At 62.0% G+C, this 14,321-nt stretch carries 14 protein-coding genes and 1 tRNA gene; 11 read left to right on the top strand and 4 right to left on the bottom strand.

Annotated elements, in window-relative coordinates; all coding sequences use genetic code 11:
• Positions 1-3 precede the first annotated feature (3 nt).
• The 9 genes from BJ6T_RS25590 to BJ6T_RS25545 all read left to right on the top strand — a co-directional run bounded on the left by BJ6T_RS25590 (position 4) and on the right by BJ6T_RS25545 (position 10,268).
• Positions 4-1,245 carry an acetamidase/formamidase family protein gene (locus tag BJ6T_RS25590; protein WP_014495398.1) on the top strand — a complete coding sequence of 414 codons (1,242 nt, stop codon included), beginning with the start codon at positions 4-6 and terminating at the stop codon, positions 1,243-1,245.
• A 134-nt stretch (positions 1,246-1,379) separates the two neighbouring features.
• On the top strand, positions 1,380-3,710 hold the full coding sequence (locus BJ6T_RS25585; RefSeq protein ID WP_014495397.1) for an acetamidase/formamidase family protein: 2,331 nt from the start codon (positions 1,380-1,382) through the stop codon (positions 3,708-3,710).
• 14 nt (positions 3,711-3,724) lie between these two features.
• Positions 3,725-4,108, top strand: a complete 384-nt coding sequence (locus BJ6T_RS25580; RefSeq protein ID WP_014495396.1) for a RidA family protein — start codon at positions 3,725-3,727, stop codon at positions 4,106-4,108.
• A gap of 1,126 nt (positions 4,109-5,234) precedes the next feature.
• Positions 5,235-6,398, top strand: coding sequence for a PspA/IM30 family protein (locus BJ6T_RS25575; RefSeq protein WP_014495395.1), 1,164 nt, complete (start codon positions 5,235-5,237; stop codon positions 6,396-6,398).
• A gap of 10 nt (positions 6,399-6,408) precedes the next feature.
• The gene (locus tag BJ6T_RS25570) at positions 6,409-7,068 is read left to right on the top strand and encodes an OB-fold-containig protein (RefSeq protein WP_014495394.1); all 660 of its coding nucleotides are present in this window, start codon (positions 6,409-6,411) and stop codon (positions 7,066-7,068) included.
• A gap of 23 nt (positions 7,069-7,091) precedes the next feature.
• Positions 7,092-8,786 (top strand): flotillin family protein, encoded by a 1,695-nt coding sequence (locus BJ6T_RS25565; protein ID WP_014495393.1) that lies wholly within the window; start codon positions 7,092-7,094, stop codon positions 8,784-8,786.
• Positions 8,787-8,996: 210 nt separating this feature from the next.
• Positions 8,997-9,365, top strand: a complete 369-nt coding sequence (locus BJ6T_RS25555; protein ID WP_014495392.1) for a hypothetical protein — start codon at positions 8,997-8,999, stop codon at positions 9,363-9,365.
• A 132-nt stretch (positions 9,366-9,497) separates the two neighbouring features.
• Positions 9,498-9,572: transfer RNA gene (locus BJ6T_RS25550), tRNA-Asn, on the top strand.
• A 30-nt stretch (positions 9,573-9,602) separates the two neighbouring features.
• Entirely contained in the window at positions 9,603-10,268 is a 666-nt protein-coding gene (locus BJ6T_RS25545) for a mobilome CxxCx(11)CxxC protein (protein WP_141378502.1), read from the top strand.
• 216 nt (positions 10,269-10,484) lie between these two features.
• Here the strand turns inward: BJ6T_RS25545 and BJ6T_RS49200 are convergent, their stop codons facing one another.
• Genes BJ6T_RS49200 through BJ6T_RS25535 form a run of 3 tightly spaced genes read right to left on the bottom strand, consistent with a single transcriptional unit; the run spans position 10,485 to position 11,370 of the window.
• Positions 10,485-10,613: a hypothetical protein gene (locus tag BJ6T_RS49200; RefSeq protein ID WP_259228646.1), complete on the bottom strand. Its 129-nt coding sequence runs from the start codon at positions 10,611-10,613 to the stop codon at positions 10,485-10,487.
• Complete coding sequence (locus BJ6T_RS25540; protein WP_014495390.1) at positions 10,604-10,792, bottom strand: hypothetical protein; 189 nt, start codon at positions 10,790-10,792, stop codon at positions 10,604-10,606. Before BJ6T_RS25540 ends, BJ6T_RS49200 begins: the two co-directional genes overlap by 10 nt.
• Complete coding sequence (locus BJ6T_RS25535; RefSeq protein ID WP_014495389.1) at positions 10,789-11,370, bottom strand: hypothetical protein; 582 nt, start codon at positions 11,368-11,370, stop codon at positions 10,789-10,791. The genes BJ6T_RS25540 and BJ6T_RS25535 overlap by 4 nt, the downstream gene beginning before the upstream one ends.
• A gap of 444 nt (positions 11,371-11,814) precedes the next feature.
• Here BJ6T_RS25535 and BJ6T_RS25530 point away from each other — a divergent pair, with 444 nt between their 5' ends.
• Positions 11,815-12,399, top strand: coding sequence for an SGNH/GDSL hydrolase family protein (locus BJ6T_RS25530; RefSeq protein WP_014495388.1), 585 nt, complete (start codon positions 11,815-11,817; stop codon positions 12,397-12,399).
• Positions 12,400-12,455: 56 nt separating this feature from the next.
• On the top strand, positions 12,456-13,091 hold the full coding sequence (locus tag BJ6T_RS25525) for a hypothetical protein (protein WP_014495387.1): 636 nt from the start codon (positions 12,456-12,458) through the stop codon (positions 13,089-13,091).
• Between the two features lie 339 nt (positions 13,092-13,430).
• Here BJ6T_RS25525 and BJ6T_RS25515 read toward each other — a convergent pair whose 3' ends face one another.
• A complete protein-coding gene (locus BJ6T_RS25515) occupies positions 13,431-14,315 on the bottom strand; it encodes a hypothetical protein (RefSeq protein WP_014495385.1) in 885 nt (294 codons plus the stop codon).
• Between the last annotated feature and the right edge of the window lie 6 nt (positions 14,316-14,321).

Below are 14,321 nucleotides of genomic sequence, written 5' to 3'. Positions count from 1 at the left end.
GTCATGAAGCATTTCACGCTGCCGGTTTCGCCGAAGACAGTTCACTGGGGCTATTTCTCCAAGAAAGTCGCGCCGGCCCTGACGCTGCGCTCCGGAGACCGCGCCACCATCGAGACGCTGACCCATCATGCCAATGACGATTACGAGCGCATGATCCAGGGCGATTCCGGCGCCGAGAGCGTGTTCCAGTGGACGCGCGAGCACAAGGCGGTCGCGCGCCGCGGCTCAGGCCCGGTCGAAGGCCCCTTCATCCGTGGCGCGGGCGAGGGGATCGGCGTGCATCTCCTCACCGGACCGGTCGCGATCGAAGGTGCCGAGCCCGGCGATATCCTGGAAGTGCGCATCCTCGACATTCGGCCGCGACCCAGCTGCAGCGCCTGCCACGCCGGGCGTTGCTTCGGCTCCAACGTCGCGGCGAACTGGGGCTTTCACTATCACGATTTGATCGAGGAGCCGAAGCCGCGGGAGGTCGTCACCATCTTCGAGCTCGACACCTCGGGCGAGCCCTATGCCAAAGCGGTCTACAACTACGTCTGGACGCCACAAACCGACCCCGACGGCATCGTGCATCCGACCATCGATTATCCCGGCGTGCGCGTCGATCACGCCACCATCAAAAAACGCGAGAACATCCTGTCGAGCGTGAAGGTGCCGGCACGCTTGCATTTCGGCACCATGGGCCTCGCGCCGTCGGAAGCCGACTTCGTCAGCTCGATCCCGCCGAGCTATACTGGTGGCAACATCGACGACTGGCGCATCGGCAAGGGCGCGCGGATGTTTTATCCCGTCGCGGTTCCCGGCGCCTATTTCTCGGTCGGCGATCCCCACGCCGCGCAGGGCGACAGCGAGCTCGGCGGCACCGCGATCGAGACCTCGCTGACCGGCGATTTCGAGTTCATCCTGCACAAGAAGGCTGATCTGGCCGGCACCAACCTGGAGGGCCTCGACCATCCGATGCTGGAGACCGATCAGGCCTGGTCGTTCTACGGCTTCACGTATCCGAACTATCTCGCCGCACTCGGCGCCGATGCGCAAACCGAGATTGCCAATCACTCGAGCCTCGACCGTGCGATGCGCGATGCGTTCAGAAAACTCCGAAGGTTCCTGATGACCGTGCACGGTCTCAGCGAGGACGAGGCGATCTCGCTGCTGTCGGTCGGCGCCGATTTCGGCGTCACCCAGGTCGTCGACGCCAATTGGGGCGTCCACGGCACGATCCGCAAGAACATCTTTCGGTGCGACTAATGCATTGAGGCAAAGCCGGTTTTCGGGATGAGGGGATGAGCAGCGAACGTCGTTTGCGGCCCGTCGCTGCGACGGATGACCGCGTTCGTCTGGCACGGAGGTTGCTTCGATCAACGGCAATCTGGGTTGATCCGATGAGCTTCCGGCCGTTCACGAGCGAGTCCTACGCGCAAGACGACCGCCCCGAAGCCTGGCGGGACGTGCTGGCGGCGGTCGGCCTGCGACCGGCGACCAGCCATTCCTTCTTTGACGGACATGCAACCGCATCGCATCGCCACGCTGCAGGTGTCGCGCTGACGCGAATGGCCGCTGGCGCGCAAAGCGTCGCACCGCTTGCGCAAGCGAATGAAGACCTTCCGATCGCGCTGATGCCGGTCGAGGACGGCATGGTGCTCAGAAGCGCCGGCGGCCACCGCATCGTTCCGGTCGGCCATCTCGTGCTGCTGCCGCGGAGCGGGGACTGGAGCATCGTGTTCCAGCGTGACATGCGGGCCATCGTGCTGTCGGTGACCTCGGAAGCGCTGCACGGACGCCTCTCGGGCAAGCCGCGGCTCGGCGAACCTCGCGTGGTTCCGCCCAGCGGCTTTGCCGATGTGTTCTCGCGTCTGCTCGACGCGACCGCGCGCACGCTCGACACGTTGAGCGATGACGAATGGAATTCGGTCGCGCAGTCGCTCGTTGACCTGCTCCTGACGCTCGCGCATCAACTGGCGGCCTCGACGTCCGATGCCGGATCGAGTGCGACGCAGGCCGCGCTGCTGCATCGGATCTGCCAAACCATCGAGCGGCGGCTCGACGATCCCGAACTGGTGCCGGCGCGCGTCGCGCAGGCCCAGGGGATTTCCGAGCGCTACCTGCAAAAGCTGTTCGAGACGGTCGGCGACAATTTCACCCATTACGTCCGCGAACGCCGCCTCCAGCGTGCCTGGGCTGATCTGTCCAACCCCACGGAAGCCCATCGCTCGATTTCGGAGATCGCCTACGCCTACGGCTTTGGCGATTCCGCACATTTCAGCCGCGCCTTCCGTCACCGCTTTGGTCTGCCGCCGCGCGAATTCCGCCAGCAGGAGGCGGAGCGCGCGACCTTGCAGCACGGCGTTGCCGGTCAGCGCGGCTGGCCGCAGGAGGCGCTGGCGCAACTCCGCGTGCATCCGGGCGTCGAGGCACGCGGCACCGTTGGGTGTGCCGGCACTGAGGCGCGGACGACCACGGAACGCAGGCACCACCATCTCCCGGTCGAGGCCAGTCGCGTCCATTGGGGCTATTTCAGCCGCTCGCTGTCGCCGCAAATCGAGATCACCTCGGGCGACACCATCACCATCGAGACGCTGACGCAGCACGCCTCCGACGCGCCCGAGATGATGATCGCGGGCGATGCCGGTGCTGAAAGCGTGTTCGGCTGGACGCGGGACAGGAAGAACGTCGATCGTCGCGGCGCTGGTCCGATGGACGCGAGCGTGTTCGGTCGCGGCGCCGGGGAAGGATTCGGCGTGCACATCTGCACCGGTCCGGTCGCGGTGAAGGATGCCCAGCCCGGCGATGTGCTGGAGGTGCGCATCCTCGACATCGTGCCGCGCGCGAGCCGCAATCCGAACCATGCAGGGCGCGTATTCGGCTCCTCGGTCGCGGCGTGGTGGGGCTATCACTACAACGAGTTTCTCGGCGGTCCCAAGCCGCGCGAAATCGTCACCATCTACGAGATCTTCGACGATCCCGAGGAGCCGCACGCCCGCGCGCTCTATTCCTATCGCTGGGAGCCGCAGACCGACCCCTTCGGCGTCGTGCACTCGACCTACGACTATCCCGGCGTCCCCGTCGTGCCTGCTACAGTGAAGCGCCGCCATGCCGTACTCGATGGCATCCGCATTCCCTTGCGGCCGCATTTCGGCGTGATCGCGGTGGCACCGCGCGAGGTCGATTTCGTCGACTCCGTGCCGCCGTCCTATTTCGGCGGCAACCTCGACAATGGGCGGCTGGGGAAGGGGTCGACCGTCTATCTTCCAGTCTCCGTGCCCGGGGCGCTGCTGTCGGTCGGCGATTCCCATGCCACGCAGGGCGACGGCGAGCTCAGCGGTACCGCGATCGAATGCTCGATGACGGGGACGTTCGAGGTGATCCTGCACAAGAAGGCCGACCTTGCCGGCCGGCCCTTTGCCGATCTCTCCTATCCCCTGATCGAGACCGAGACCGACTGGGTGCTGACCGGCTTCAGCCATCCAAACTATCTCGCCGAGTTCGGCGCGCAGGGGCAGAGCGAAGTCTACGCCAAGTCCTCGCTCGATCTCGCCATGAAGGATGCGTTCCGGAAAATGCGCCGCTTCCTGATGAACGTCAAAGGCCTCAGCGAGGACGAGGCGATCGCGCTGATGTCGGCCGCCGTCGATTTCGGCGTGACGCAGGTCGTCGACGGCAATTGGGGCGTGCACGCCATCCTCAGCAAGCGCCTGTTCCGGGACGCGACTTAACAAGGACACCTCAAGTGAAATTCCACATGATCAACGGCGGACCGAAGCCGGTCGCGCCCTTCTGTCACGCCGTCGAGACCGACGGGTTTGTGTTCGTCACCGGCCAGATGCCTGATACGCCGCAGGCGCCGGGCGTGCTGCCCGACGGTATCGTCGCGCAGACCCGCGCGGTGATGGAGAATTTGAAGGTGGTTCTGGCCGGCCTCGATCTCGGCCTCGAGCACGTCGTGATGACGCGGATCTATCTGACGCGCTTCAAAGAAGACTACACGGCGATGAACGAGACGTACCGCAGCTTCTTCGCGCCGGATCGTTTGCCGGCTCGCACGTGTGTCGGCGTCACCGGGCTCGCCTATGACGCGCTGATCGAGATCGACCTGGTGTGCCGGCGGCCGTGAGACCGCGGTAGGTCCGTAGGGTGGATTAGCCTGCGGCTGCGCGAAGCGTAGTCGCGGCGTAATCCACCTCTTCAGTCTCCGCGGCAGCAGACGCGGTGGATTACGCTTCGCTAGTCCACCCTACGCACCCACGATCTCTTGCGTTGCCCGACGGCCAAAACACCCAAACAACGGGTCAATCCGCCTCGGAGAATATATTCCACTTTACCGAAATTCGGCTTTGGCGTATTCATGCCCGCACCTCATCCCGGTCAGAGGGGCGTATCGCGATCGTCTCGACACGCGGGGTGAGCTGCGGTGGACGCAGGCAGCATCGGCGCGAAGGGCGTCGCGGGGCGGGCAACCGTGAGCGACAGCCAGCGCGCACACGACCGATGCGGTCCGCGTACGGCAAAACCGTGTCGTCCTGGCGCCCGGGATCTGTGCGTCAAGTCTTGCGGTGATGTGGCGGCCCGACCGGGTCCGCGCATCAGCCATCCGCAAGGCGACGGGGGCAATAGTGCAACGCTCCCCGGGGAGAACTCGGCATAAGTCGTAAAACCACTGCGCAGGGAAGGCCGGATGTTTGGCTTCACCTGTATGCCGCTGTGCAGATTCTTGTTGCCACCTTTCGCACAGTGGACCGTGGGTGCCCGGCCGGCACCCGGTCTTCCCTGCGCCCTCTGACAAGGAGGGTGGGACGATGCAAAGCTCGGGCGAAATGAGCCGCGAGGATGCGAAGGCGTGTCTGCGAGTAGCGGTGCGAGTTGGCGGAGAACGACGCGTGCCTCGCACTCCGTCATTGCGAGCCACCGGGTCCGCGCGAAGCGCGGCCCGATGACAGGCTCCGCGAAGCAATCCAGAATCCCTCGACGGAAAAGACTCTGGATTGCTTCGTGGCTTCGCTCCTCGCAATGACGGCGGGGAGAGTGCGTGCATCCCAGGCTCCGGCTCGTGTTCCTCCTCGGCGTGGACTATGTGTAAAATTGCAACCCGCACGTGCAAGAAATCTTGATCGGTGGCGATCTAGAGTTGATAGCCCGCCTTGAACGCGGATCCGAGCCGCCGCGACAAATCCGTAGATTGCCCAAGGATCAGTGGAACGTGATCGCACCCCCTCTTCCTAAAGCACCAAACTGGTGCTTTAGTGCTTTTCATGAGCCCGTCGTCCAAAAACGCGCCGTCCGCGCTGCGTTACAGGCTTGCCCCTGACCCGGCCGCCAAGGCCGCCATGGAGGCGACGTTTAGGGCTTATGACCGCATGATGGAGATCCTGGACGAGGTGGCGCGGAGCCATAACGTCGGCTCCAACGTCGTCCTGCTGCACGCCCATGCCTATGAGCCGATCCGGAAAGAAACCGCACTGCCGTCGCGGCTGGTGACGCTGGGCCTGCGCGACCGTGCCGATTATCGCGCCGCGCAGGGCCGACGCCTGCCGCTCGACGACAAGCTCGCCAAGATCAAGGGCCCCGCCACCATTTCGATTGCGACCGTGCAGGGGCGCTTCAGCGTGCCCTTCGACTACGCCGGTTACGCCGAGGGCTGGGGGCAGAGCGCGCCCGCGCACCTCATCCGCACCGACGACGGCTTCGAAGTTCACTACGGCGTCACGCCGAACAGTCTGCCAGAGGAGGAGAACGCCATGGATACCATCGCTGCCGCCCCCGACAATTTCCTGTCCCGGGTCGGGCGCCTGATCGCCGGGATCGCCTATGACGCGATCGAGCAGGCGGAAGGCAAGAACAAGCTCAAAGTGGTTGGCCAGGCCATCCGCGAGATCGAGCGCGCGGAGAGCGAAGCCCGCGATGCGCTCGCGGCCGCGCGCGCCGAGGAGTACCGTCTCAACGCACGCCGCACCGAGATCGAACGCGAGATGACCGATCTCACGCCCAAGATCGAGGGCGCGATCGCGGATAGCCGCGACGATCTCGCCCGCGCCGGCATTGCGCGTCAGATGGACCTCGAGGCGCAGTTCGAGGTGCTTTCCCGCGCCATCGACGAGAACAACGAGAAGATCGAACAGTGCGTGACCTCGCTGCGCGCCGTGCTGTCAGCATTGCAAGATGCCGAGCAGCGCCGCGCCGATCTCGAAAAGAGCGAGGCTCAGGCAAGCCACCAGGCCTCGACGTCGCCCCGGAAGTCCGGTGGTGCCGCGGCGGCAGCTAAGGCCTTGCGCGCGGGCAGGGCGGTGGCGCGCGCCACCGGCGTTCCGGCAGCCATCCCGTTTTCAAGCGACATCGACGAGCTCAGCACGTTGCATCGCGACAAGGAGATTGCAGCGAGGCTGGCGCGGTTGAAGTCGCGCTCCTGAGTAATGTGTCATGAGCGCTCTGCTCGAACACGTGATGTCGCCGGAGGTCAGGCCGTTCGCGATCGCGGCGGCCATGATCCTCATCGTCGGCTCGATCGAGGTGGTCTCGATGCTGGTCGGGGCCTCGCTCAGCGAGATGCTTGGCACCAACATCGATTTCGGTCACCCCAGCGACAATGGCGTGATCAACGCCATCTCCTGGATCAATGTCGGCGGCGTGCCGCTCTTGATCTTCCTGCTGTTGCTGCTCGGCGCGTTCTCCATCACCGGCTTCCTGATCCAGGACATCGCGCGGATGGTGGCCGGTCCCTTGCCGGCAACGCTGGCCTCGGTTGGAGCGGTCGCAGTCTCGATTCCGCTGGTCCGCGCCGCAAGCAGGGGCATCGCGCGGGTCATTCCCAAGGATGAAAGCTATGCCGTCGGCCTCGGCGATCTCGTCGGCCGCGTCGGCGAGGTCGTGATCGGCCCGCTCGATCAGGGACCGCCCGGCCGCGTCAGCGTCGCCGACATCCACGGCAACCGGCATTTCGTCTGGGCGGTCGCCGCACCGTCATCATCGCCCCTGCCGCAGGGAACCATGGTCCTGCTGGTCGATCGCGCCGGCACCCGCTTCGTCGCGGTGAAGGCCGACGATGAACTCAAACCTTCCAAGCCGACTCTAAGCAGCTGACAAGTCATTTATCGGAGAAAGTCATGTTCGATATCGCAGTCCCGGCCATGATCGGCGTCGCGCTGATCGTCGTCCTCGGGATCGTCTTTACTATCCTTTACAAGCGCGCCACCCGCGACGAGGCCTTCGTGCGCACTGGCCTCGGCGGCAAGAAGGTCGTGCTCGACGGCGGCGCCATGATCCTGCCGATCTTCCACTCCTACGCCAGCGTCAATCTGAAGACGCTGCGGCTCACCGTCGAGCGCAAGGAGCGGGAGTCCCTGATCACGAAGGACCGCCTGCGCGTCGACATCGTCGCCGAGTTCTACGTGCGCGTTCGCCCCGACGATGAAAGCATCGCGCTCGCGAGCCAGACGCTGGGCGCGCTGACCAATGACGCCGAAGCCCTGCGTAACCAGGTCGAGGCAAAATTCGTCGACGGCCTGCGTTCGGTGGCGGCCACCATGTCTATCCTGGAGTTGCAGGAAAAGCGCAGCGATTTCGTCAAACACGTGCAGGCAACGGTCGAGTCCGACGTCAAGTCGAATGGGCTCGAGCTGGAATCGGTGTCATTGACAAAACTCGATCAGACGGACGTCAAGTTCTTCAATCCGGAGAACTTCTTTGACGCCGAAGGTCTGACCCAGCTCAAGACCGTTACCGAGACGCGCCGGCGCGACCGCAACTCGATCGTGCGCGACAACGAGGTGGCGATTGCGCAAAAGGACCTCGAGGCGCGGCAGCAGACCCTGACCATCGAGCGGACCAAGAAGGAGGCCGAGCTCTCCCAGGAGCGCGACATCGCCAACAAGACCGCGAGCACCCGCGCTGAAGTCGCGACCGCAACCCAGACCGCGCGCCTGACCGAGGAGAACGCCCGCATCGACACCGACCGCGCCGTTGCCGAGAAGGAAGCCGGCGCCAAGCAGGTCAAGGAAACCGCGGTCATCGAGTCGGATCTCGCCATCAACAAGCGCAAGACCGACGCGCAGCGTGAAATCCAGATCGCCACGCAGGAGAACGAGATCCAGATCGCGGCCAAGAGCAAGCAGACCTCGGAAGCCGTCGCCGACGCCAAGACCGCCGAGGCGCTCGCCGTCTCCGCGGAGGAAAAGGTCGTGACCGCACGCGCGGTCGAGGTCGCCGACCGTGCCCGTCTCACCCAGGTGCTCGCCGCGCGCACCGAGGCCGAGCGCAAGTCGACCGAGCTAATCGTCGCGGCCGAAGCCGAAAAGAAGGCCTCGCTCGATCGCGCCGAGGCCGTCAAGACGCTGGCTACCGCGGAAGCCGAGTCCAACAAGATCAAGGCCGTCGGCGTCAGGAATATCGGCGAGGCCGAAGCCGCGATCATCACGCTCAAGAACGAGGCGCAGAACAAGCTCGGCGCCAACGTCATCGACTTCGAGCTCGCCAAGAAGCGGATCGAGACCATGCCCTCGGCGCTGGCCGAGATGGTGAAGCCGATCGGAAATCTCAAGGACGTCCGCATCCTGCACACCGGCGGCGCGTTCGGCGGCAACGGTGCCGGGGGAGGCAATGTCGGCTTCGGCGAAGGGCTTGCGGGCGAGCTCCTCAAGGTGCACGCGCTGCGTCCGATGATCGACGAGATCCTGCGCCAGAGCGGCTTTGCGCCCGGCGACGATCCCGTGAAGTCGTTGGTTAATGCGGTGGCCGGAAAGAGCAACGGCGCCGCGGTGCCGGTGCCCGTGCCGGAGAAAACAAACTCCGCCGATCTATGAATGCCGGTTCATTGCTGCGGAGAATTCGAATCGATATGAACTGCCCGTGCGCGTCTCGCGTCGCGCACGCTCCGGAGCGTCGATCGATCGCGTGTTGAACCATTCGATCGCGCTCCGGGTGAATTCTTCGAGGCAACGCCATTTGTTGCCGCGGTGCCTGCGCGGATCGACGTCAGGCACCGGAGCCTCTTTCGATCGGGGGAATTTCACATGAAGTATTTTCTGTCCGGACTGATCGCGATCGGTCTTGCGATCGCCGCTACGCCGTCGTTCGCGGCCGACGCCCGCAACGTCACCGTCGTCAACGAGACCGGCTATGCCATCAAATTCCTGGGCTTCAACGCGCCGGACGATGGCCTGGACGAATGGGAGAACGAGCTCGACAAGGTTTTGCAGAACCAGGCGAGCACCTATGTCGAGTTCGACGAGGACGACGAGGGCTGTGTCTGGAACATCCGCGTCGACTGGCAGAACTATGACGAGGCCGTGCTCTGGAAGAACGTCAACCTCTGCAAGATGACTGCGCTCCGGCTGCGCTACGACCCCGGCACCAAGACCACGTCCTTCACCGCCGAATAGTTTGACCTGACTTGAGCCAGGGAAGGGGCGGCGGCCCTTCCTCGGCGCATTGTGCAAGATCGCGAATTCGTCCTTTGCAAGCGCAAGCGGCTTTGTTATACGCAGCCGCGCGCGAACGACTGGTTCGCCCTTTCCTCGGTAGCTCAGCGGTAGAGCATCCGACTGTTAATCGGATGGTCGCTGGTTCGAATCCAGCCCGGGGAGCCAACAAATTCAAGCACTTAGCGGCAGAATTGGTTGGCAGAAAAAGAGCCGTTCACACACCCTGCACACATTTCCGTGATTGCTCCGGCTAGAAAGGCCAAGATGTCGCTGAGCGAAGATGACATTCGGCAGGAAGCCTGGAAGCAATTTATCGATAATCGCGGCGCTCACGAGATTTTCAAGCGGCGGGCAGCTTCGCTGAATCGTTGGATGCGAACGCGCGACTTTTTGGGCGTCTCTATCCCGGTGATCGTGGCCTTTGTTGCGACGACCGATTGGATGGACAAATTGGGCCGCTTCAAAACGATAGCGCTCGCTCTGTTGGCAGTCGCTGGTCTAGCCCAGGCGCTGCTGTCGCTTTGGTCCCTCATCGCGCGATGGGACGAAGACCGGGCAAAATCGATCCAGCTGATGGCTGATACGAGCGAACTGGAGGTCAATTGGCGGGATATTGGAAGGCGAGATGTGGCCGGGCTCGAAGCGGCTTACGAAGTGGCCAGAGCGCGCCAACGGGTTGTAGACGCTAGACTGGCGTCCGCTGAACTGACGCAAGATGAGCTGCGCATCGGGATGCGGGCCGGCTTGCGAGAGTTGCAGAAACCCTGCGTTACATGCAACGAGATACCCGCTACGATCGACCCGCCGAAAAAGCCCAAAAAGCCTTGTCCGGTATGTGGAGGAGAAAGACTCAATGGATGAACAGACAAAGACGGTTTTAAAGGGATATTTGCGCCTTAATCCCAGCCAGCGGAAAGAACTCGCTGACGTTATCGATAAGCAGAGCCGCGGATACCTGGAAGAAAGCCGGGTCATCAAAGATAACCAAATCAGCATGGGGCCCGTAGGGCAGGGATGCCCCTGCTGCGGCCGGTAAGTGAGGGCGGCCCGCCAGCGTGAACCGGCGGGCCTTGTTTGTCAGAAGTGATGCAGCGGAAAAGGCGGCTGATTGCCAAATTCGATGCCGCTAATCACCGTGCCGGCGATGGCAATGCGAAGACTGGCCTTGAAGCATAGCCGGCCGATGTAGAGGCGGATCAGGCGCACTCGTTGCCCCCGATCCGCACTACTACCGGCGCCGCCTTCTGCGTCGGCTCTGGAGCATCCAGGAAGTCGGTAACAAGCTGTGCCATCAGGCGCAGAATGATCATGGCGTCCTCGGTCCCCTCCGGGAGTTGGCTGGCAAGCTGGATGGCGTGACGGCGGTGCCAAGAATTTTCCTTCATGCCATCGCCCCTTGCTGCCAGTCCTGCGTTCCGACCTGCTCGAGCAAACCGTCCACGTCGCCGATGCCGCTCTCCGAGTGATCTAACTCGTAGTCGCTGACTGATGTGGCCCGCCAAGCAACCCTTTGATCAGTGTGGCCCTCACACGCGCCTAGGGACGGTTCTTCATCCTCGCCCGGCTCGGCGCCGTCGTGCTCGTCCTCAAGATCTTTGGTGCCACCGTCCGCCCAAGCGATCTGGTCGCCCGACCAATTGCGACCATCCGGCCCATAGCAGCTCGGGTGCCGCTCAATGCTGCCGAGCGACGGTTCGTCGTCGAGGTCGTTCTCTGCCGGGTCGTCATCCTCGGCAGGGTCCTCGTCTTCCAGGTCCGCCGAAATGTCGTCCTCGAGCTCGGTCATGACGTAGGGGTCGGAGGCGTCCAGGAAGGCGATCAGCCGGTCGATCTCAGCGGATGCCTTCTTCCTGAGTCTGGCGAGGCGTTGGAGCGTTTTTTCTCGTTTGCGCTGTTGGATGGCTAGGCGGCGTGAAAACGCATCAGCGGAGTCCGCTGGCCTTTCTAGGGTAGTCATATGCATGTGGTTGCTCACTGGTTCAGGCTTGTCACAGCCGTGCCCCGTGGTCGGACGAGGCAGCCGGGGGTGACAACCAGCCAGTGAGACTGGTCGGACGCTTTTAGGGATTGCTCCCCTGGACAGCACAGTCCGCCCCCGGCCACTTGCCCTCGGAATCCGAATAGGCAATAAGGTTCGGGTCGGAGCCGCACCGCCAAGTGCGTCCGTCGAAACCGTACCGACGAGGTACAGTTTCATTCAGCCGTCACCGCTCGACGCCAATCGAGTGGACATGCTGACCAAGCATGAAGCGGCTTATCACTGGTCCGGGTTGTCACACCCACGGACATGCTGCTCCTGATTTGCTTAAAAATCCATCCCCTTCCGGGGCGCCTCGGCGCGTCCAATCTCAGAGGCCATCAACCATGGTTGACCCACCTATGGGTTGTAGTGGTAGGAATGCACCCCATGCGCCGCGCATTCCCGTGGATATTGTCAGTCGTTCTTTTGATCGCCGCGTTGGGCGCGGTCTACGCTTTCAGGCCACTCAGCTACCCCGAGAAGCGAGAGAAGATGATCTTTGCGGACCTCCGCCAAGCGAGAGACCCGATCATCGTTTTTGGCGACAGCATCACCGAGCTCGCCAAACTCCCTCAGCGGCTATGCGGTCACCCGGTGATAAATGCTGGCATCGGAGGCTTGCGGATCAAGGACTTCGACACAATCGCGCCGCGCATTTCTGAGCAGCATCGGCCGTTTATGGTTGTCGTCGCGCTCGGTGCAAACGATAGAGGATCTGAAGATGCTGGCGCGGATACCTCTCGCCTGCTTCGTCTTTTACGAGACCGGAGCGACAAGATCATCAGCCTTTCGGTTACGCCAGATCCGAAGACGGACGATCTCATGAGGCGGGCGAACGAAGGCGCCGAAATCTCCTACGTTGACACCCACATTGAAGAGACCGACAGGAGGGATGGTGTCCACCTTAACGCGGGGGGGAGCGACAAATTTTTGTCCGCGCTGGCTTCCGCAATCCAAGCCGAATGCCGTTAGATGATCCTTCGAAGCTTGTTCAAAATAATCGTCGGCTGGCAGGTCTTACTAGTCCCATGAGCGAGCAAACCGCCGCTGCCGATGCCGAGTTCATAATCCAGGCTGCTCCGCGATTATCTTCGATCGCCACTTTGGCCTCAATGTCGTTCGGGTTGGGCGAGGGGGCGAACGAAGCCATCAGAAATGCGCAAGGCAACGACAAATATCGCCAAGGATGGCACCAGGCCGCACTCGGTTTTCAGGACGGCACGCTCATGATGGCCGTGGTTCGGACATGCATCCTGCTGGACAGCGACGAAAAGACCGTGAGTTTCCAAGGCGTCTACAGGCGACTTAAAGAGCCTGAGACGCAACGCGCTCTCATTCAGAAGGTCTTCGACGAGTACGAAGAGTTTCAGTCGATGTTTGGCCCGTCACCAACGCAGATGGTTGCTGATTTTCTTTCGATCTATCGAGAGATCGATTGGGGCATCCATTCCAGGCTCATTCACTTCCGCAACTTCGGAGTGGTTCATCTTCTCGATCGCAAGAACTGGAAATCGATCGAATACGGCGAGATGCGGGATCTAATCCTGTTGGTAGGGCGCCTCAGTGACAAGCTGACAGAGCTTTGCCGCTCGTCGGTCCCGCCTATTGCGTCGTTGGTGAAAGAATGGCGCGAGTACGGCCTTCATGCTCTTGAGAAGTCTTGATGCAGAACTGCGACGCGAAAAACACGCGCCATGGTGTTCTTCAATCGGAACACCTCCGAGTAGAGTGTTCCGTTTTTCGACACACTAGTGCACAAAAAAACCGCCGGGGCGGTCCAGGCGGCTTAATTGCATTACTCTATGAGAGCGACAATTAGTCGCTCGGCGGCATGTACGCAGCCAACGAGTATTCATTTTCAACGCGGACTTCCACATGGGCATGCTGATCGCCCAGCACGACGTAAATGTCGCTACGGTCGCTAGGGGAAGATGCGACCGCCTCTGCTCGGATATCGCTTGAATAGTGAGGATCCACCTGATCTACCTTCCTCTGGTCCGGCATTATGGTTCTCCCTCCGTGATAGCTGCATCCCAAGCCTTGTGACGCACCCACCGGAACGGCCGGTCGGCGGTGATTACCGCAATCTCGATCGGGCCGCCACAGGTTTGTGCGAAACTCGAGAACTTAAGCGCCTTGATGGTGCTTAAAACACACGCATAGGTAAAATCGATGGCATCCCGCATTGGGGCCGGAAGGTGAGTTAACGCCTGCTTTCTTAGCAAACCGTCCAACTCGGCCTCTGTTCCGTTCCATTTTCCCGAACTTAGGAGCGCTTGTCTCAGCCCAGGATCATACCCGTGAAGCAGACGGGCAATCATATTGGGCGCACCCCAAAATCGCTGCCCATTGGCGGGAATGTCTTTAGGCGTCGGCTGTCCAGCGAGATCAAAGACCATCTCAAAGGCCTCTGGTTTACGACCGGGAACAACATACCCGGCAATGCAAAAACCTACCGCAAGGTTGTTTCTCAGTCCCTTTAGTTGTGCTTCCTGCTCTTTCGTTCGAGAGTTCGGAGCTGGAGGCTGTGCGAAGGGATCGAATGGCAGCAACTTAGAGAGTTGGTCGTAAACCTTGATCTCTGCATCCAGCGAGGTGCTGTATGCCTTCCAAAAGTGCGTGCACCAGCGGTCTGCCACCTCGCGAACGCTTTTTGGCTTTGCCTTCTTGAGGTCATCAGCGAGCAAAGCGACCAACGTGCGATGGCTTCCAACAGACAAACCTCCTAAGCCCCACGTAACGATCGCCAGCGTCGAATTCTCGCCAATCTCGAAAATCTTTTGGCCGTGATTGAAGTAATGATTTCCCGAAGGAAGCACGTAAGTCGAGGTGCTATCCGCACCCAGTACAATCCCTTCGCTTGAAAGATAGCAGGCGGCAATGGTCAATGCAGA

The sequence above is a fragment of the Bradyrhizobium japonicum USDA 6 genome, from assembly GCF_000284375.1.
GTDB classification, from domain to species: domain Bacteria; phylum Pseudomonadota; class Alphaproteobacteria; order Rhizobiales; family Xanthobacteraceae; genus Bradyrhizobium; species Bradyrhizobium japonicum.
This window is presented reverse-complemented; position numbering and strand designations above follow the sequence as displayed.